Below are 20,350 nucleotides of genomic sequence, written 5' to 3' on the forward strand. Positions count from 1 at the left end.
ACCAGGGAGGCCGGGCTTGCGACCGGCCGAGGTCTGTGCCACCGCTCCGCGACGTCAACCTGGGCGGAGGACGAGCCGTGGACACCTCGACCGCGACACCCGAAGCGCAGGCGAGCCGGACCGATCTGATCGCCGCGGCCGTCTCGGCGGCGGAGGGACGCCAAGCCCCCGGCGGCTTCGTGCGCGACCTGTTCGGGCGCGTGCCGCCCGACGACCTCACCGCCTACACGCCCGAGACCCTGGCCGACCTCGCTCTCGCCGCCCGCCAGCACCTCGCCGCCGTGCGGGCGCCCGGCACCGTCTCGGACGTCCGCCTCAACGACGTGGTGGTGGAGCGCGACGGCCGCCGCCGCGACGTCACGGTGCTGGAGGCGGTGAACGCCAACCGGCCCTTCCTGCTCGACTCGACGCTCGCCGAACTGGTGGCGCGGGGCTACGAGCCGCGCCTCGTCGCCCACCCGATCCTCGCCGTCGAGCGCGACGCCGAGGGCGCGCTGGTGCGGCTCGCCGGCGAGACCACGGCGGCCGGCGCGGGCGAGCGCGGCCGCGAGAGCTTCATCCACATCCACCTCGACCGCATCGACGACGAGGAGGAGCGCCGCGGCCTCGTCGCCGCCCTCGCGCAGGTCTATGCCGACGTCGCGGTGGCGACCGAGGACCACGCGGCCATGCTGGCGCGGCTCGACGCCGCCACCGCCGCCTACCGGGACACGCCCCCTCCCCTGCCGGAGGCGGAGGTCGCCGAGGCGCGCGCCTTCCTCGACTGGCTCGCGGAGGACCAGTTCACCCTGCTCGGCCTGCGCGAGTACCGGCTCGGGCCGGACGGCGGCCACGAGGCGGTGCCGGGCAGCGGGCTCGGCCTCCTGCGCGACCCTGCGGTCGAGGTGCTGCGCCGCGGCCGGAGCATGGTGGCGGTGACGCCGGAGATCCGCGCCTTCCTGGAACGGCCCGAGGCGCTGATCATCACCAAGGCGAGCCAGATCTCGCGGGTGCACCGGCGCACCCACCTCGACATGGTGGGCGTCAAGCTGTTCTCGTCCGCCGGCAAGGTCGCCGGGGAACTGCGCCTCGTCGGCCTCTTCGCGGGCAGCGTCTACACCAGCCGGGCCGAGGAGGTGCCGGTCCTGCGCCGCAAGGTGGCCCGGGTGGTGGCCGAGGCCGGCCTCGACCCCACGAGCCACGCCGGCCGCTCGCTGCTGCACGTGCTGGAGACCTATCCGCGCGACGACCTCTTCCAGATCGACACCGATCTGCTGCGGACCTTCGCGCTCGCCATCGTGTCGCTCGCCGAGCGGCCCCGGGTGCGGGTGCTGGCGCGGCCCGACAAGTTCGGCCGCTTCGTCTCGCTCCTCGTCTACGTGCCCAAGGACCGCACCGACGCCGCCCTGCAGAAGCGCATCAGCGCCCATCTGGCGGCGGCGTTGGGCGGGCACATCGCGGCAGTCTATCCCGACTATCCGGAAGGGCCGCTCGCGCGCCTCCACATCGTCATCGGCCGGCGCGAGGAGACGCCGCCCGAGATCGACCCGGCCGCCCTGGAGGCCGCCGTGACGGCGCTGAGCCGGACCTGGGCAGACGGACTGCGCGAGGCCCTGGCCGACACGATGGACGGCACCCGCGCCCGGGCGCTCGGCAGCTACTACGCCGAGGCCTTCCCGGCGGGCTACCGGGAGGCCTATGCGAGCGCGCAGGCCCTGTCCGACATCGCCATCCTGGAACGGATCAGCGACGAGCGGCCCCGCGCCGTGGATCTGCACCGGCGGCCGGGCGACCCCGAGACGCGCATCGGCCTCAAGGTCTTCTCGAAGGGGACGTCGCTGCCGCTCTCCGACCGGGTGCCGGTCCTGGAGAATCTCGGCTTCCACGTCATCGACGAGCGCACCTTCGAGATCGGCCGGCCCGGCACCGCGCAGGCGGACGGGATCTGGCTGCACGACATGCTGCTGGAGCGGGCGGGCGGCGGGCCGGTCGCGCTCGCGGCCGTCGAGGGGCCGGTGGAGGCGGCTCTCCTGGCGATCGCGCGCGACCTCGCGGAATCCGACGCCTACAATCGCCTCGTGCTCGAAGCCTCGCTCGGCTGGCGCGACGTGGCGCTGCTGCGCGCCCTCGGCCGCTACCTGCGCCAGCTGCGCGTGCGCTACGGGCAGGATTACCTCGCGGCCACGCTCGCCCGCCATGCCGGCCTCGCGCGTCAGCTCGTCGCCCTGTTCTACGCCCGCTTCGACCCGCGGGCCGAGGGCGACCGGACGGCGCGCCAGGAGGCGATCCGGGCCGAGATCGAGGCCGGGCTCTCGGCCGTGACCAGCCTCGACGAGGACCGCATCCTGCGCCGCTTCGTCAACCTCGTGGAGGCGGCCCAGCGCACCAACTTCTTCCAGGTCGCGCATCACGGCCTGCCGCCCGAGACCATCGCCTTCAAGTTCCGCTGCGCGAAGGTCGACGGGATGCCGCTGCCGCGGCCGCTGTTCGAGATCTTCGTCTACTCGCCGCGGGTCGAGGGCGTGCACATGCGCTTCGGCTACATCGCCCGCGGGGGCCTGCGCTGGTCGGACCGGCCGGAGGATTTCCGCACCGAGATCCTCGGCCTCGTGAAGGCACAGCAGGTCAAGAACGCCGTGATCGTGCCGGTGGGCGCCAAGGGCGGCTTCTTTCCCAAGCGCCTGCCGCCCGCCTCCGACCGGCAGGCGTGGCTCGCCGAGGGCACCGAGAGCTACCGGATCTTCATCCGCACCCTGCTGTCGGTCACCGACAACATCGTCAACGGCGCCATCGTGCCGCCCGCCGACACGGTGCGGCACGACGGGGACGACGCCTACCTCGTGGTCGCGGCCGACAAGGGCACCGCTACCTTCTCGGACGTCGCCAACGCGATCTCGCTCGACACCAAGCACTGGCTCGGCGACGCCTTCGCATCCGGCGGCAGCCAGGGCTACGACCACAAGCAGATGGGCATCACCGCCCGCGGTGCCTGGGAGGCGGTCAAGCGCCACTTCCGCGAGATCGACATCGACATCCAGAGCGAGCCGGTGACGGTGGTGGGCGTCGGCGACATGTCGGGCGACGTCTTCGGCAACGGCATGCTGCTGTCGCGCTGCCTCAAGCTCGTGGCGGCCTTCGACCACCGCGACATCTTCCTCGACCCCGACCCCGACCCGGCGACGGCCTACGCGGAGCGCCGCCGCCTGTTCGACCTGCCCCGCTCCTCCTGGGCCGATTACGACCGCGCCAAGATCTCGGCGGGCGGCGGCGTCTATCCGCGCTCGGCCAAGACGGTGCCGCTCTCGGGTCCGGTCCGCGCCCGCCTCGGCCTCGACCGCACGGAGGCCACCCCCGCCGAGGTGATGCAGGCGATCCTGAAGGCGCCCGCCGACCTCCTGTGGTTCGGCGGCATCGGCACCTACGTGCGCGCCTCGACCGAGAGCGACGACGAGGCGGGCGACCGCGCCAACGACGCCATCCGCATCACCGGCGCGGACCTGCGGGCGCGGGTCGTCGGCGAGGGCGCGAATCTCGGCCTGACGCAGCGCGGGCGCATCGAGGCGGCGCGCCGGGGCGTGCGGCTCAACACCGACGCCATCGACAACTCGGCGGGCGTGAACACCTCGGACGTCGAGGTGAACATCAAGATCGCCCTGACCACGCCGGAACGCGACGGGCGGCTCGGGACGGAGGCCCGCAACGCGCTGCTCGCCGGCATGACGGGTCAGGTCGCCGACATCGTCCTGCGCAACAACCAGCTCCAGACCCTCGCCCTCTCGCTGGCCCAGCGCGGCGGCGCGGGCGAGAGCGGGTTCGCGACCCGGCTGATGCAGATGCTGGAGGCCGAGAGCCGCCTCGACCGCGGCGTCGAGTTCCTGCCCTCCGACGCCGCGCTCGCCGAGCGGGCGCAAGCGGACGAGGGGCTGACGCGGCCCGAACTCGCGGTGCTGCTCGCCTACGCCAAGCTCTCGCTCAAGGATGCGCTCCTCGACAGCCCGGTCCCGGACGATCCCTATCTGGGGCGCGAGCTGGAGCGCTACTTCCCGCCCGTGCTGCTGGCGCGCTACCCCGATGCGGTGGCCAGCCACCGCCTGCGGCGGGAGATCATCGCCACGGGGCTCGCCAACGCCATCGTCAACCGCGGCGGGCCGACCATCGTCAGCCGCCTCTCCGACGAGACCGGCGCCGAGGCCCCGACCATCGCGGCCGCCTACGCGGTGACGCGCGACGCCTTCGGGCTGCTCGACCTCAACCGCGCGGTCGACGGGCTCGACGGGGTGGTGGCGGGCGGGCCGCAGCTCGCGCTCTATGCCGAGCTGCAGGATCTGCTGCGCCAGCAGATGGTCTGGTTCATCCGCAACACCGACCTGGGCGGCAGCGCGGGCGGGATCGACGGGGTGGTGGCGCGCTACCGCGACGGCATCGCCGCCGTGGCCGCCTCGCTGGCCGAGGTGCTGCCGCCCGCCGCGCGCGAGGCGCTGGCCAAGCGCTCCCGCGCGCTGCAGGACCAGGGCGTGCCGGAGGAGCTGGCCGGCCGTCTCGCGGCGCTCGGCGAACTCGGCTCGGCCCCCGACATCGTGCGCGTGGCCGAGGCCGCCGGGCGCTCGCCCGCGGCGATCGCCGCCACCCACTTCGCCCTGGAAGACCTCTTCCGCCTCGGGCCCCTCACCCGCGCGGCGCGGGGGGTGGCGGTCGGCGACACCTTCGACCGCATCGCCCTGGAGCGCGCCGTGGCCGGGATCGCCGCCGCCCACCGGGCGCTCACCGCCGAGGCCGCCGCCACCGGCGCGCAGGGCCAGGCCGCGGTCGAGACCTGGAGCGCGGCCCGGGGCGCCTCGCTGGCGCGCATCCGCACCGCGGTGGCGGCGATCGCCGCCTCGGGCCTCACCGTCTCCAAGGTCTCGGTGGCGGCGAGCCTGCTCGCGGACCTGACGCGGCCGTGACTGCAGCGGGTGCGCCGGCCTTCGACGCGGGCTTCCGCGCGACCCTCGCGGCGCTGATCGCGTGGCGGCGCGACGTGCGCCGCTTCCGCCCCGACCCGGTGCCGGAGGAGGTTCTGCGCGCCTGCCTGCAGCTGGCCTGCCTCAGCCCCTCGGTCGGCAACAGCCAGCCCTGGCGCTTCGTGCGCGTGGGCGACCCGGCCCGCCGCGCCGCCGTGATCGCGAATTTTTCCGCCTGCAACCGGCAGGCGGCCGAGGCCTACCCGGACGAGCGCGCCGCCGCCTATCGCCGGCTGAAGCTGGAGGGCCTGCGCGAGGCGCCGGTCCACCTCGCGGTGCTGTGCGACGAGGCCACGCAGGCCGGCCACGGGCTGGGGCGCGCCACCATGCCGGAGATGCTGCGCTACTCCGTCGTCACGGCGATCCACACCTTCTGGCTCGCGGCCCGCGCCCACGGGCTCGGGGTCGGCTGGGTCTCGATCCTCGATCCCGCCCCCCTCGTCGCGTCCCTCTCGGTGCCGCCGGCATGGCGCCTGATCGCCTACCTGTGCGTCGGGCTGCCGCAGGAGGAGCACACCGATCCGGAACTGGCGCGCCACGACTGGCAGCCGCGCCTCGCCGCCGATCGCCTGCTCCTGGAGCGCTGATGCAGGCCGCTCCGCGCCGCGCCCTGTTCGGCTGGGTGATGTTCGACTGGGCCTGCCAGCCCTTCTTCACCCTCGTCACCACCTTCGTGTTCGCGCCCTACTTCGCCACCGTGCTGGCCCCGAGCCCGGCCGAGGGGCAGGCCCTGTGGGGCTACGCCACCGCGGCGGCGGGCCTCGTGCTGGCGCTGCTCTCGCCGGTGCTGGGCTCGATCGCCGACGCGGTCGGCCCGAAGAAGCCCTGGATCGCGGCGGCCTGCGCCCCTCTGCTCGTCGCCTGCTTCGCCCTGTGGTGGGCCGCGCCCGGATGGGCCGGCGCGATCCCGCTGGCGCTCGTGGCCTTCGCGGTCGCCACGGTGGCGGCGGAGGTGGCGGCGGCCTTCTACAACGCCCTGATGCCGATCCTCGTCCCGCCCGAGCGGCTGGGCCGCCTCTCCGGCACCGGCTGGGCCACGGGCTACGCGGGCGGGCTCGCGTCGATCGTCGTGGTGCTCGGCTTCCTGGCCGCCGATCCGGGGACGGGACGGACCTATTTCGGCCTCGACCCGCTCTTCGGCCTCGACCCGGCCGCCCGGGAGGGCGACCGCATCACCGGACCGTTCTCGGCCCTCTGGCTCGTGGCCTTCGCGCTGCCGCTCTTCGCCTTCACGCCGGACGCGCCGCGCACCGGCCGGCCGTGGCGCGGCGCCGTGCGCGAGGGCCTGACGCGGCTTGCCGGCACGGTCAGGGAGGCGCGGCGCGACGGGCGCATCCTGCGCTTCCTTCTCGCCAACATGATCTACCAGGACGGCCTCGTGGCGGTCTTCGCCTTCGGGGGCATCTACGGGGCGGGGATGTTCGGCTGGGGGCCGGCGCAGCTCGGCCTGTTCGGCATCCTGCTCACCGTCACGGGCACCCTCGGCGCCTTCACGGGCGGCCGGCTCGACGACCGGCTCGGGCCGCGCCGGGTGATCCTCGGCAGCCTCGGCCTCCTCGCCCTGGTCTGCCTCGGCCTCATCTCGCTCGGGCGCGAGCACGTGCTGTTCGCGATTCCCACCGCGCCGGGCCGGCCCGGCCACCTCTACGACAGTACGCCGGAGAAGGTCTTCGTCGCGCTCGGCCTCCTCATCGGCCTCGTCGCCGGCCCGCTCCAGGCCGCCTCCCGCAGCCTGCTCGCGCGCATCGTGCCCCCCGGCGAGGCAGGCCGCTACTTCGGCCTCCTCGCCCTCTCGGGCCGCCTGACTTCCTTCATGGCCCCGCTCTGCGTGGCCCTCGCCACCTCGTTCACCGGCTCGCTGGGCGCGGGTCCCGCAGTGCTGATCGGGTTCTTCGCGCTCGGCGCGGCGCTGGTATGGGGCGTCTCGGATGCCGCGAGGCTCCGGCCCGGCGCCTGACCGGCGCTACCGCGGCCCGCTCAGGACGGCGAGCATGCGGGTGAAGCGTTCGCCCGCCGCCTGGATGTGGTCGATGATCGCGAGATCGAGTTCGTCCTGGGAGAGGGCGGCGGCGTCGCGCAGGGCGGCCCTCGCCACCCGCGTGGCCCGCAGGCGGTCGGCCAGGAACACCGCGAGCGCCCGGTAGAAGCGGGCGCCGAAGCCCTCGTCCCGGTCGAGCTTGTCGCGCAGGATCTCGAAGTCGAGGAACAGCGCGAGGCTCTCGCCGCGGGCCGTGATGGTGGCCGAGGCCGGCCCGGTATCGACGAGCGACATCTCGCCGACGATCTCGCCGATGCCGAGCCGGGCGATCTCCCCGTGCGACTCAGCCGTGACCACGAACTCGCCGTCGAGGAGAAGGACCAGGGCCTCGGCGCTGGTGCCCTCCCGGATGACCACCTCGCCGTCCGCGAGCCGGCGCCGCGTGCCCGTGCGGGCCATCCAGGCGATGTCCCCGTCGGTGAGGAAGCCGAAGATGTAGAGCACCTTGCGCATGCGGGGCTCCCTACAGCAATTGCCGGCGCGTGAAGTCGAGGAAGACGCCCGCGGCGCTGCTCAGCGCCTCGTAGGTCCCTTCCTGCACGATCTTGCCGTCGACCAGCACCACGATGCGGTCGGCCTCCCGCACCGTGCTCAGGCGGTGGGCGATGACGAGCCGCGTGACGTTGAGCGCCCCGAGCGAGGCGCTGACCACCGCCTGGGAGCGGTTGTCGAGGGAACTCGTCGCCTCGTCGAGGAGCAGGATCCGCGGCCGGCGGGCGATGGCGCGCGCGATCATCAGGCGCTGGCGCTGGCCGCCCGAGAGGGTGTTCACGCCCTCGGCCACCAGCGTGTGCATGCCCATCGGCATCGCCCGGATGTCGCCGTCGAGGGCGGCGAGGCGCGCGGCCTCCCAGGCTTGGTCGAGCGAGAGGCGCACGCCCCCGCAGATGTTGTCGTAGAGGCTGCCCGTGGCGAGCCGCCCGTTCTGGAGCACCACCCCGAGCTGGCGGCGCACCGCGCTGGTGTCGAGCGTATCGAGCGACTTGCCGTCGTAGAACACCGCCCCGGATTCCGGCTGCTCGAAGCCCAGCAGCAGGCGGAACAGCGAGGACTTGCCGCTGCCCGAAGGCCCGACGATCGCCACGTACTCGCCGGCCGCGATCCGCAGCGACACCGCGTCGAGGACGGGCGGGCCGCCGGGCGTGTAGCGGAAGGTGACGCGCGAGAGTTCGAGCGCGCCCGCCAGTTCGCCGGGCGGCTTGCGGTCGTCCGCGATCTCCGCCGCCTGCGTAATCAGCGGCTTCAGACGGGTGAGGTGCGGGATCGCCACCAGCGACTCGCTCACCCCCGAGGCCCAGGAGCCGATGGCGCCCATGGTCTGGCCGAAGGCGGCGAAGAAGGCCAGGAAGACGCCGAGATTCTCGGTCAGCGTGCTGCCGGTCGCCGAGGCGGCGGCGAAGATCACGATGGTGGCGAACGGCGTGTAGGCCGATTCCACGACTTCGAGCAGGTTGGCGGTGCGCTGCGAGGCGATGAAGTGCCGCCGCTGCTCGGCGAAGTGGCGCGACCAGACCGCCAGCGCCCGCACGGTGGCGTCCGCCACCTTGAGCTTGCCGATGCCGGACAGGAACTGCAGGACCAGCCCCGAGACCTTGCCCTGCACGGCGAAGTGCCGGCCCTCGTGGTAGAGGCGCAGCGCACTGGTGGCCATGATGATCAGGCCGCGCAGGACCGCCAGCACCACGGCGATCAGCGCCAGCGTCGCGTCGTAGACCAGCATCAGGGCGATGCTGAACCAGCAGAACGAGCCCGCCACGAGGCTGCGCAGGGTCCGCCCGGTGAGGATGCGGCGCACCGCGTCGATGCCGAGGGAGCGGTCCACGAGGTCGCCCACCGTGTAATCGCGGAAGAGCGAGGCCGGCAGCCGCAGCAGGCGGTCGATCATCGCGGCCTGCAGCTTCCAGTCGATCACCCCCTCGACGCGCAGCATCGCCAGCCCCTCCACCGTCTGCACCCCGGCCGCGGCGAGCGCCGTGACGCCGAGCGCGATGGCGCAGACGAGGAGCTGGTCGAGTTCGCTGCGCGGGATCACCGAGTTGACGAGCGCCTGGGTGATGAGCGGCGAGACCATCGTCAGCAGGCCCATCAGAGTGATGGGTAGGACGATGCGCAGGATGTTGCCGTGCGCGGCGTGCCGGAGCACGAAGGCCAGAAGGTCGCGGAAGCCGAGCGGGCGCGACGGCAGGGTCGGATAGAAGCTCGCGGCCTCGGGATGGAGCTCCTCGGCGACCTGCCGGTCGACCACCCGGCGCCGCCCGCTGCCGGGCTCGACCAGAACGTAGCGCCGGGCCTCGCGCAGGAGCGCCACGGGCGCGCGCGCCTCGCCCTGCCACGCGAGGAGCGGCCCGGCATCCTGCCGCCACCAGTCGCCCCGCAGCAGCGTCTGCCGGACGCGCAGACGCGAGGAGCGGGCGATCTCGATCACCTCCGAGACGTCCTCGCGCGCGGCGCTGCGGCCGGGCGGGCGGACGATGACGGCGGGGATCGTCTCGGCGACGAGGCGGCAGGCGGCGAGCAGCGGGTCGCCCGGGTCCGCCGCCGCCGGCGCGCGCGCCGGCCGCCGGACCACGATCCCCGAGAGGCGGTCGAACAGCTCGACCCGGCGGGCGGTGTCGAGATCGGCGCGGCGGGCGAGCCGCTCCGCCTCGCGGGCCGGCCGCTGCGCCACCTGGGCCTGGAGCAGGTCGAGCGCGACGGCGTGGACGCGGTCGAGCGCCGCCCAGGCCGCCGCGGCCTCGGGCGTGGGCGCGGGCGCGAGGCGACCCCCCTCCGGGCCGGCCTCGATCCAGACGCCCGCGGCGAGCGGCACGGGCGGATCGCCGGGCGCGATGTCCGGCCCGGTGCCCATCAGCCGGGCGCGGCCCGCCTCCACGCTCACCCAGGCGAGCGCCCGGGCGGGGCCGCGCCGGCGCTCGCCGGGCGCGATCTCCGCCTCCCCGCCCTCGGCCTCGCGGATGTCCCAGGCCGGATTGGGGCCGGCGATCACCCGGGCGAGCCGGATCAGCCAGCCCTGGACGAGGTCGGGCCGGTCGAAGGCCTCGCGGGGGGAGGCCTCGGCCTGCGTGTCCGGCCCGCCGACCGCGATGATCGCGAGGCGCCCCTCGCCGTCGGCACGGTCCGGCATCGGCGCGATGATCTCGCCCGGTTCGACCCGGAACAGGTGCTCGCGGGCGCTCTCGCTGCGCCCGTCCGCGGCGATCCGCACCGCGAACAGGTCGGCATAGCCCGCGGCCAGCAGCAGCACCGGCCCGGCCGCGTCGAGGCGGTGGGGCTTGCGCCCGTCGAGGACGAGGGGCCGGGGCGCGGCGGCGTCCTCGGCGACCTCGCCGGGGGACGGGACGGGGCGCAGCCGGGCGTCGCTCATTGCTGGGCCACGAGGTCCGCGTAGGCCCCGCCCCGCGCCATCAGCTGCTCGTGCGTGCCCCGCTCGGCCACCCGCCCCTGCTTGAGCACGATGATCTCGTCGCAGTCGCGGATGGTCGAGAGCCGGTGGGCGATGATCACGCAGGTGCAGCCGCGCCGGCGCAGGTTGTCGTCGATCGCCTTCTCGGTCACCGGATCGAGGGCGGCCGTGGCCTCGTCGAGCACGATCACGGCGGGGTTCGCCACGAGCGCGCGGGCGATCTCGATGCGCTGGCGCTGGCCGCCGCTGAAGTTCGTGCCGCCCTCCAGCACGTGGCAATCGTAGTTGCCGGCCCGGGTCGCGATCTCGGCGTGGATCGCCGCATCCTTGAGGGCCAGCGACAGGTCGGGCTCGGCCACGGTGGCATCCCACAGGGTCAGGTTCTCGCGCGCGCTGCCTTCGAACAGGAAGATGTCCTGATCGACATAGGCGACCGAGTTGGCGAAGACGTCGCGCGGGATCTCGTCGAGGAGGCGGCCGTCGATGCGCACCTCCCCCGACCACGGCTTGTAGAGGCCGCAGATCAGGCGCCCGAGGGTCGATTTCCCGCTGCCCGACAGGCCGACCAGGGCGACGCGCCGGCCCGGCTCGATGGTGATCGACAGATCCTTGAGCAGCGGCGGCTCCAGGATCGAGTAGCCGAACTCGATGCCCATAAGGTCGATGCGGCCTATGAGCTTCGGCGGCACCGGCTCGGCGGGCTTCGGCCGATCGAGCGGGTAGTTGTAGACGTCCTCCAGCCGCTCCAGGCCGCCCTTGATGGTCTGGACGCTGCCCACCTGGTTCACGAGGCCGGTGATCGGCTCGGAAAAGCTCGCCATCAGCGACTGGAAGGCGACGAGCCCTCCCAGCGTCAGCGAGCCCTCGATCACCCGCAGGCCGCCGAGCCCGAGGATCACCGCCAGCGTCAGCCCCGAGAGCAGCGTCGGCACCATGTCGAGCAGGATCGAGGAGGCGCCGAGTTCCTGCTCGGCGTTGAGCGACTTCGCCTGGATGCCGGCCCAGTGCCCGAAGGCCTCGTCCTCCAGCCCGCTCGCCTTCAGGGTCTCGATGGTGCGCACCGCGCCGATCGTGCTGCCGATGAGCTTGCCCTGTTCGAGGGCGAGGCTGCGGCTGAGGTCCTCGCGGCGCTCGCCGATGAGCTTCAGCGCCACCACGTTGACGAGCGAGAGCGCGACGCCGATCGCCGTGAGCAGGACGTCGTAGACCGCCATCGCGGCGGCGAAGAACACGATCGAGGTCAGGCCCAGCACGTTGCTCACCACGCCGCCCGAGAGCAGGCGGGCGATCTGCTCGTTGGCTGCGACCCGGCTGGCGATGTCGCCCGCATGGCGCTGGGCGAAAAACTCCATCGGCAGCGCCATCACGTGCCAGAGGAAGCGGCTGATCATCACCACGGCGAGCTTGGTCTGCAGGCGCAGGAGCAGCGATTGCTGAAGGGCCGTCACGCCGGCCCGGAACAGCGCCGTGAGGCCCATGCCGATCAGGAGCGGCGTGAGCCAGCCGGTGGTGCGCTGGATCAGGATCTCGTCGATGAAGATCTTGGTGAAGCCCGGGATGACGATGCCCGGCACGATGAGCGCGAGGCTGACCGCGATCACGAGCGCCACCGCGGCGCGCGAGTTCGCGAGTTCGCGCAGCAGCAGCCGCAGGCCCTGGGGCTTGTGCCCGAACGGCTTGAACGCCTCGGTCGGCTCCATCGCCAGGACGACGCCCGTGAAGGCGAGGTCGAGTTCCATCATGTTGAGGCGACGCCGGCCCGTCGCCGGGTCGTTGATGTAGACGCGGTCGCCGTCGATTCCCTCCAGCACCACGAAGTGGTTGAAGTTCCAGTGGATGATGCAGGGCATCGGCAGGTCGCCGAGGGTCGTCGGCTCCTTGCGGAAGCCCTTGGCGGCGAAGCCGAAGCCGCGCGCCGCCTTGACGATGTTGCTCGCCTTGCTGCCGTCGCGGGAGACCCCGCAGGCGACGCGCAGCTGTTCGAGCGGCACTCAGGCGCCGTGATGCGCGAGCACCATCGCGAGCGCCGCCGCGCCGCACTCCACCGCCTCCATCTGCAGGATCGTGGGCGTGCGCCGGACCCGCCCGGCGCCCGGCCACCGCGGCAGGAGCCTGGACAGGCCCTGCCCCGACAGGCTCGGCAGGAGGCGGCGCACGCGCGGGCTCCGGGGCCTAGCCGGCGAGGCCGGTCAGGCGCTTGAGCATCGGCACCACGAGGTCGAGCGGGCGCTGCTCGCGCGTGGTGATCTCCGCCTGGGTCAGCGTCCCGCTCGTCAGGCGCAGGGCGGGCCCCTGCCCCACCGCCCAGCGGTAGCCGCTCACCGTGCGCTCGTCGCGCGCGAGGCGGACCGCCGCGGCGTAGGGCGCGCCCTGGCGCGAGAAGCGCGTGACGAGGCTGTCGTTGTGCAGCACCGCCGCCATGCCCTGTGGGGTGATGGGAAAGTCCGAGACCGTCACCACGGTCCCGACCATGGTGCCGAACTCCTCGCGCTTCACCGTGCTGGGTTCGAGGCGCACCTCCATCCCGGGCTTCACGGTCTTGCCGCGATCGGCCGGGATGTAGATCACCGCCTCCAGCGTCGCGCCCTCGGTCTCGACCGCCAGCACGGCCGTCCCGACGTTGAGGACCGAGCCGGGCGCGACCTTGATCTCCAGCACCCGGCCTGAGATCGGGCTTAGAACCTGCGTGTTGCGGCCGAGTTCGCCGGCGAACTGCTCCACCTGCCGCCGCGCGTCGTTGAGGCGGAACTGCGATTCCTGCACCTCGCGCCTGCGCTGGGTTTCGAGGTCGGTCTTCTGGACCCGGAGCTTGAGCACCTCGTTCTGCGCATCCTCGCGGCGCTGGCGCGCGTCGGTGAGGTCGCGCCGCCGCTCCTCCACCACCCGGCGGGTGGTGATGCCCTTCGCCAGCAGGCTCTCCAGGTTCTTCATCTCGGTGGCGAGATAGTCGATCCGCTGGTCGGTGGCCTGGACGATCTGGTTGAAGGCCTCTTCGAGCTTGGCGAAGTTCCGGGCCTTGGCGGCGATCTCCATCTCGGCGTTGGACGCCAGGGTGGCGTGCTCGCGCTCGCGCTCGCGGAAGACCTCGATCGCGGCGCGGTGGCGCTGCTCGATGTCGGTCTGGGCGATGCGGGCGACCGGCTGCCCCTGCGCGACGCGGTCGCCCACCGCGACCTCGACGGCGGCGAGGCGCCCCGGCGCGGCCGAGACCGCATCCACCACCCGCCCGCCGCTCGCCACCAGGATGCCCTCGGCGGAGGTGCGCGTGGGAATGCTGCCGACGACGCTCCAGGTCAGCGCGGTGGCGAGCGACACCAGGATGACCAGGGCGAGAACCCAGTCCACCGGCTTGGTGATGCGCACGAGGTGGTCGAGCTGTTCCGGCGAGGTCGCGCGTTCGAGCGCGATGGCGCGGAAGGGCTTCTGCGAGCTGCCGCTCATGTCGCCTCGCCCGGATTGGCCGACCCGCCGCCCCGATCGGTGGATCTGACGGCATCATAGAGAGATTCGCCGGGTTGACCAGCGGGACACCGGCCGGGCGCGCGAGTTACGACCAAGTCGTCGTGGGGACGGCGCCGGCGATCCTCATTTGGGAACTGGCGCGATCGGGTCCCGAGGATTACGATCGCCGCAAACGGCAGAGGGCGGGCAGGACATGACGCCGACCGCGACGCGTTCCGACCGGTCTCGCGCCGGACCCGGCGGCCGGCGCCGCACGCGGGTGCGCGCCGCTGTGTCCCCCTTGGCGGCGCTCGTCCTGGCGCTGAATCCGGCGGTGGTGCCGCTCGCCGCCCAGGCCAGGATCCTGAGCGAGGTCGACCTCGCCACCGTCGCCCGGATCAAGCCGCTCTTCGCCGAGGTGCTGACGGATGTCAGCCAGACGGCGGAGCGGCCGAACCTCGCGGCGGGCGACAGCGAGTGCATCCGCTCGACCATGCGCTCGCTGCTGCAGATCTCCGAGGAACTCAGGAGCTACGAGTACCTGATCACCATCGAGGGCCAGTTGAACGATTCCGTCGATGACGGCGCGCTCCGGGGCGTGCTGCGCTTCGCGGTGGAGAACGCCCTCAAGATCCTGGGCACGGAGCGGCGCCGGCTCGGCGACCTCTCCGAGCAATGCTCCCGCTACGCTCTGGCGGCCGGCAAGACGAGGCAGGCGCTTCAGTTCATCGAGGACGCCGAGGCCATCCTGAAGGCGGTCCAGCCGCGTTTGTGACGCCAGTCACACAGACGAAACACACGCTCTTTACAAAATCTGAAGACGTTTTATAGTCTTCCTGGCATCCGTTTGGACTGATCTGGCGACGGAGGATTGCCCGTGTCGTTCACGGAACAGGTTCTCCTCGTCGTGCCGCCGGTGCTATACCCCGGTATCCCCACCCTCGGCCCGAGCATACTGGCCCCGGCCTGCCGCAAGCTGGGCGTGTCGGCGCGCGTGCACTACGCCAACCTGAGCTTCGCAGCCCGCTTCGGATTCGAGGCCTGCGTGCGGATCGCGGGGTCGCGCACGCTGCTCGGCGAGGCGATCTTCCTCGGGATGGCCTTCCCCGAACGGGCCGACCGGCTCGACCGGCTGCTCGACATGCTCAAGGAGGATGCGGAGGCCGACGCCAAGCTGCGCCAGCTCGTCCGGCCCCCCTCCGCCAGCGACGAGCAGGTCGCCCGGGTGGTGCGCGAGATTCCGGACTACATCCGCGAGACCGCGGCGCGCCTCGTCGCGGGGCGCCCCCGGATCGTCGGCTTCTCGACCATGGTGCAGCAGACGATGGCGAGCATCGCCATCGCGCGCGAGGTCAAGCGGCTCGATCCCACGATCCTGACGGTGCTGGGCGGCGCCAACGCGGCCGAGCCCATCGGCAGCGCGCTCCTCGAACTCACCGACGTGTTCGACTTCGTGTTCTCGGGCGAATCCGACGTCGAGTTCCCGCGCTTCTGCAAGGCCTACATCGAGGACGGGACGCGGCCCGACAAGCGCATCATCCGCGGCCGCGGCGTGCCCAAGCTCGACGACGTGCCCCCGCCCGATTACGACGACTACTTCGACGAACTCGCGCCCCTGCGCGAGCACGACCCGATCGCCGCGAGCGCCCCGCACTTCCTCATCTTCGAGTCCTCCCGCGGCTGCTGGTGGGGGGACAAGAAGACCTGCACCTTCTGCGGCTACAACTTCCCGGGCACGAACTACCGGGCGAAATCCCCCGACCGCGTGGTGGGCGAACTCGAGGCGCTGATCGAGCGCTACCAAGTGCCCAAGTTCTACGCGAGCGACAACATCATGGCCCGGGACTTCCCCGAGTCGGTGCTCGACGCGCTCGCCCATCGCGGCACGCCCTGCGCGCTGAGCTACGAGGTGAAGTCGCCGATCCGCGCCGAGGACCTCGACCGCTTCGTGCTCGCCGGCATCTTCGAGATCCAGCCGGGCATCGAATCCTTCTCCACCGACATCCTCAAGGGGATGGACAAGGGGGTGAGCGGGATCGACAACGTGCGCGTCCTGCGCGACGCCGGCTCGCGCGGCCTGCGCGTCGTCTGGAACATCCTGACGGCGATCCCGGGCGAGACCTGCGCGGATTACGAGCGGATGCTCGCCATGCTGCCCCTGATGCAGCACCTGCGCCCGCCGACGCGCTGGGGGCCGATCCGCATCTCGCGCTACAGCCCCTACCACAACCAGCCCGACCGGTTCGGCATCCGCGGCCTGCGGGCCTGGGCGGCCTATTACGAGCTGTTCGGCGACTACGCCGACCGCATCGCCCTGCACTTCTTCGGCGAGTACACAACGGAGTTCATGGACAACCCGGAGCTGGTCGCGCGGCTCGACCAGGCGGTGCTCGACTGGACGAATGCGTGGAGCGCCGAGGGCGGTCCGCCGACCCTGAGCCTGTCGCGCCGGGGCGGGGGCTGGATGGAGATCACCGACACCCGCGCGGTCGCCAAGGTGCCGAACTGCCTGCTCACCCCGGACTTGGCGGCGCTGCTCGATTCGGTGCGGCAGCCGGTGTCGCAGCTGCGCGTGCCGCCCGGGGACCGCGAGAAGCTCGACTTCCTCGTCTCGCTCGGCTTCGTGCTCCTGCACGAGAAGCGCTACGTCTCCCTCGTCACGGAACCGGAGATCGGCGAGCGGCTGATCGCCCAGCGCAGCCGCAACCTCGCCCACCGCACCAACACGGCGCTCCCGCGCATCGACATCGGCGATTTGCGCGTCGGCACCGAGCGGCGGCGTCTCGCCTTCGCCCATACCGAGACCCTGCGGATCTAGGAGGCGCGATGAACCGCGAGAGAGGACATCCCGTCCGGGCCACCGTCACCTGCATCAAGGGCACCTGCAATGCCGGGCACAAGGTCGGCGACGTGCTGGAGGTGAGCGCGCGCAACACCGCCGGGATGTGCGGCTACCTCTACCATGCGGCCCATCCGGCGATCCTGATGCTGCAGTTCGGCGGCAGCGTGCCCTGGGGCGCAGCCGACGTAGTCGAGCTGCAATGCCCCGATACGCTGAACCTCCTCACCGTCGAGCTGCGGCGCGTGAGCGAGGAGGCGCCGGCCGAAGCCCGGCCCGCCCCCGCAGTCCGGCTCGGGCGGGTGGTGGCCAAGGTCGGCGGCGGGGACGGCTGATGAGCGCCGCCGCCCCGACGCGGTTCGAGGCGGCCTGCCTCCCGTTGCGCGCGCTCGCCGGGAGCCTGGGCTTCTCGGCGGACGAGACGGACGCGATGGTCGCCTGCCTGCGCGTCCTCGCCGCGTCCTGGGCCGACGCGCCGCTCGCCGATCCGCCGCCCTGGTCGGGCCTCGGCGCCGATGCGAGCGGCTGCGACTATTCCCTCGTCCTCGACGGGGAGCGCCGGGAGATCCGCGTGACGGTGGAGGCGCAGGGCGCTCCCCCCTCCCCCCGCAGCTATCTGGCGGCCGCGCTCGCCCTCTCGGAGACGCTGGAGGCCCGCTACGGCGCCGACCTGTCGCGGCTGCGCGCCGTGCTGCCGGTGCTGGCGGACCTCGATCCGCAGGCGGCGGGCGTGCTGTGGCACGGTGCGGTCTTCCGCGCCGGCCGGGCGCCCTGGTTCAAGGTCTATCTCCACCTGATGGCGGCGGGCCGGCGGCAGGCGCGCGCGACCGCGCGGGCGGCGCTCGACCGTCTCGGCCTTGGCGCCTGCTGGGAGGGGGTCGCCGCCCGGCTCGGCCCGGACGACGACCTGCTGTTCCTCGGCTTCGACCTCCTGCCCGGCGATGCAGCCCGGGTGAAGCTCTACCTCCGCCATGCCGAGGCCGATGCGGCGCAGCTCGCGCAGCACGCGGCCGATCCGTCCCGCCGCGAGGGCGTGCGGGCCTTCGTCGAGACCCTGGCGGGTCCCGGGCGCGCGCTGCGGCGGGGCGCGCTCAGCGCGCTCCACCTGACGCCCGGTTCGACCGCGCCGGCCCGGGTCACCACGCATCTGCGGCTGTTTCCCCATTGCGCGACGTCCGACGCGGTGCTGCGCGACCGCCTGCGCGCGGCGCTGCGCCGCCTCGGCCTGCCGACCGGGCCCTACGATGCGGCGCTGCGCGCGCTCGCGGGCGACGACCTCGCCGACGAGGAGGGCCTGCACGGCTGGGCCTCGCTGCAATGGGCGGGCGGGCGCCCCGCCGTGACGGTCTACCTGTCGCCGCGGCTCTACCTCGCGCGCTTCGGCCCGGTCGCCCTCGCGCCGGAGCGGATGTGGCCCTCGCCCGTGCCGGGGAGGCTCGCATGCGCGTGAGCCTGATCTTCCCGCCCGCCACCGACCCGCGGGCACCCCACTTGGCCCTGCCCTACCTCGCGGCGGTGCTGCGCCGGGCCGGCGTCGCGACGACGCTGATCGATGCGGATCTGGGCGGCCTGCTCTGGCTCCTCAGGCCCGAGGTGGTGGCGCATCACCTGCGCCGGGTCGCGAAGGCGCCGCCCGGCCGCGACGCCGACGAGATCGCGCGGCTGCTGCGGCGCGGCGACCGCTTGGTGGAGGACGTGCCCCGCGCCCTCGCGATCCTGCGCGACAGGGTCAGGTTCTACGATCCGCACGCCTTCGCGTTCGCCCGCGAGACGATCCAGGACGCGGTCCAGCTCGCCGCCGGCGGCACCGCCGTGCGCTACGATCTCTGCCCGATCCGCTACGAGGTGGCGGGCATCGACGAGCAGCGGCTGCCCGACCTGATCGCGGCGAGCACCGATCCGCGCGCCAACCTGTTCGAGGAGCATTGGCGGGCGGAGCTGCTGCCCGCGCTCGACCGCGAGCGCCCGGACCTCGTCGGCCTGTCGATCGTCAACCGCCAGCAGATCCTGCCGGGTCTCGCCCTCGCGCACCGCCTCAAGGCGGGCGGGCACCGCGTGGTGATCGGCGGCACGGTGTTCACCAAGTTCGTGCGCCAGCTCCTCGCGCGGCCCGAACTCTTCGCGCATTTCGCGGACGGCATCGTCGCCTACGAGGGCGAGACCGCGATCCTCGCCCTCGTCGAGGCGCTGCGCCGCGGGGGCGATCTCGGCTCCGTCCCGAACCTCCTCTCCGTCGTGGACGGGCGCGTGCGGATGGGTCCGACCCGCGTCGAGGACGTGGACGAGTTGCCCACGCCCGACTTCGCGGGCCTGCCGCTCGGCGCGTATCTCGCCCCCGAGCCGGTCCTGCCGATCCTTGTCGGCAAGGGCTGCTACTTCAACGAGTGCAAGTTCTGCGACATTCCCTTCATCAATCACGTCTCCCGCAAGCCCTATCGGGTCCGCAGCACGCAGCGGATCGTCGAGGACATCCTGACGCTCAACGACCGCACGGGATGCCGGCACTTCGTGTTCACGGACGAGGCCCTGCCGCCGCGGCTGCTGGAGCGGCTGGCCGACGCGCTGGAGCCCCACCGGGACCGCGGCTTCTCCTTCGTCGGCTATGCGCGCTTCGAGCGCGGCTTCACGGGCGAGGTCTGCGCCAAGATCGCCCGCATGGGGATGCGCAAGATCTTCTTCGGCCTCGAATCCGGCGACCAGGCCACCCTCGACCACATGCGCAAGGGCATCCGGATCGCGGACGTCCGTCCCGTGCTCAGCCATTGCCGCGAGGCCGGCATCCTGTTCCACATCTTCTCGATGGTCGGCTTCCCGGAGGAGACGCGCGCGAGCGCCCGCACCACGCTGCGCTTCTTCGAGGAGAACGCCGACGTCATCGACCATCCGGGTAATACCTTCGACATCCACCCCTTCGGCCTCGAGCTGCGCACCGGCTACTTCGCGGAAGCCGCGGAGCTCGGCGTGGACGTGCCCGAGGAGGCCCTCGCCAAGGACTTCGTGATCGGCGTGCGCAGCGGGTGGTCGAACGCCCGCGGCCTGTCGCAGGACGAGGTGATGGCACTCGTCGCCGAGTACGGCGCGGTGCTGCGGACGCTCTACGCCCGCCACCACAACACCCCGCTGCATCTCTGGCCGGGCTTCGAGGAATACGCGATTCTCTACGGCGATCGGTACCGGAACCGGGATTTCCCGTACCGGACCTCCCTGCCTGAGGATGGCGACCCGCGGCCCTTCACCATCGCCTGGAATCCCGCCGCGGCGGTCGACCGCCGCGACGGACTGGTGCGGGTGGCCTCGCGGACGGGCGCCGTCACGGTCGACGAGCCCCTGTTCGGCCTGTTCGCGGCCCCGCGCCCGCGCCGCGTCGGCGATGTCCTCGCCGCCTGCGCCGCGCTCCAGGGCGAGGAGGCCGATCCGGCCGAGACCCGCGCGGCGATCGACGCGATGGTCGGCGCGCGCCTGCTGCAGATCACTTTGGCGCGCGACGGCCCGGCCCGCAGCGCGCCGGAGGAGCGGGTATCAGAGCCGGCCATCGCCTGACGAGGGCCGGCTCCGACCGACATCGGACCGGATGGCGCGCGTTCCGGTCCGAAAAACCCAAGACAATCAAGCGCGAGACGATCTTCGATACTTGGGAACACTGTTGCGAC

Annotated in this window: 11 protein-coding genes and 1 pseudogene; 8 read left to right on the forward strand and 4 right to left on the reverse strand. The window is 72.8% G+C overall.

Annotated features, from left to right (window positions below; translation table 11 throughout):
• The first annotated feature begins 77 nt into the window (after positions 1-77).
• Genes MFF61_RS12165 through MFF61_RS12175 form a run of 3 tightly spaced genes read left to right on the forward strand, consistent with a single transcriptional unit; the run spans position 78 to position 6,936 of the window.
• Positions 78-4,922, forward strand: a complete 4,845-nt coding sequence (locus MFF61_RS12165) for an NAD-glutamate dehydrogenase (RefSeq protein ID WP_238235391.1) — start codon at positions 78-80, stop codon at positions 4,920-4,922.
• Positions 4,919-5,566, forward strand: a complete 648-nt coding sequence (gene bluB / locus MFF61_RS12170) for a 5,6-dimethylbenzimidazole synthase (protein ID WP_238235392.1) — start codon at positions 4,919-4,921, stop codon at positions 5,564-5,566. The genes MFF61_RS12165 and bluB overlap by 4 nt, the downstream gene beginning before the upstream one ends.
• Positions 5,566-6,936: an MFS transporter gene (locus tag MFF61_RS12175; protein WP_238235393.1), complete on the forward strand. Its 1,371-nt coding sequence runs from the start codon at positions 5,566-5,568 to the stop codon at positions 6,934-6,936. The genes bluB and MFF61_RS12175 overlap by 1 nt, the downstream gene beginning before the upstream one ends.
• A 6-nt stretch (positions 6,937-6,942) precedes the next feature.
• On the opposite strand, the gene MFF61_RS12180 is transcribed toward MFF61_RS12175, so the two are convergent.
• The 4 genes and pseudogenes from MFF61_RS12180 to MFF61_RS12195 form a co-directional block, all read right to left on the reverse strand.
• The gene (locus MFF61_RS12180; RefSeq protein WP_238235394.1) at positions 6,943-7,470 is read right to left on the reverse strand and encodes a cyclic nucleotide-binding domain-containing protein; all 528 of its coding nucleotides are present in this window, start codon (positions 7,468-7,470) and stop codon (positions 6,943-6,945) included.
• A 10-nt stretch (positions 7,471-7,480) separates the two neighbouring features.
• Entirely contained in the window at positions 7,481-10,381 is a 2,901-nt protein-coding gene (locus MFF61_RS12185) for an NHLP bacteriocin export ABC transporter permease/ATPase subunit (RefSeq protein WP_238235395.1), read from the reverse strand.
• Positions 10,378-12,576, reverse strand: a pseudogene (locus MFF61_RS12190) (NHLP family bacteriocin export ABC transporter peptidase/permease/ATPase subunit). Before MFF61_RS12190 ends, MFF61_RS12185 begins: the two are co-directional and overlap by 4 nt.
• A gap of 16 nt (positions 12,577-12,592) precedes the next feature.
• Positions 12,593-13,861, reverse strand: a complete 1,269-nt coding sequence (locus MFF61_RS12195) for an NHLP bacteriocin system secretion protein (RefSeq protein ID WP_238235396.1) — start codon at positions 13,859-13,861, stop codon at positions 12,593-12,595.
• Between the two features lie 292 nt (positions 13,862-14,153).
• On the opposite strand from MFF61_RS12195, the gene MFF61_RS12200 reads away from it, so the two are divergent.
• From MFF61_RS12200 to MFF61_RS12220, 5 genes are all read left to right on the forward strand, one after another.
• Complete coding sequence (locus MFF61_RS12200; RefSeq protein ID WP_238235397.1) at positions 14,154-14,636, forward strand: hypothetical protein; 483 nt, start codon at positions 14,154-14,156, stop codon at positions 14,634-14,636.
• Positions 14,637-14,738: 102 nt separating this feature from the next.
• On the forward strand, positions 14,739-16,679 hold the full coding sequence (locus MFF61_RS12205; protein WP_238235398.1) for a RiPP maturation radical SAM C-methyltransferase: 1,941 nt from the start codon (positions 14,739-14,741) through the stop codon (positions 16,677-16,679).
• An 8-nt stretch (positions 16,680-16,687) separates the two neighbouring features.
• Positions 16,688-17,035 carry a TIGR04076 family protein gene (locus MFF61_RS12210; RefSeq protein ID WP_238235399.1) on the forward strand — a complete coding sequence of 116 codons (348 nt, stop codon included), beginning with the start codon at positions 16,688-16,690 and terminating at the stop codon, positions 17,033-17,035.
• On the forward strand, positions 17,035-18,150 hold the full coding sequence (locus MFF61_RS12215; protein WP_238235400.1) for a hypothetical protein: 1,116 nt from the start codon (positions 17,035-17,037) through the stop codon (positions 18,148-18,150). Before MFF61_RS12210 ends, MFF61_RS12215 begins: the two co-directional genes overlap by 1 nt.
• Positions 18,141-20,240 carry a B12-binding domain-containing radical SAM protein gene (locus tag MFF61_RS12220; RefSeq protein WP_238235401.1) on the forward strand — a complete coding sequence of 700 codons (2,100 nt, stop codon included), beginning with the start codon at positions 18,141-18,143 and terminating at the stop codon, positions 20,238-20,240. The genes MFF61_RS12215 and MFF61_RS12220 overlap by 10 nt, the downstream gene beginning before the upstream one ends.
• Positions 20,241-20,350 lie beyond the last annotated feature (110 nt).

Source organism: Methylobacterium isbiliense (genome assembly GCF_022179325.1).
Classification (GTDB): domain Bacteria; phylum Pseudomonadota; class Alphaproteobacteria; order Rhizobiales; family Beijerinckiaceae; genus Methylobacterium; species Methylobacterium isbiliense.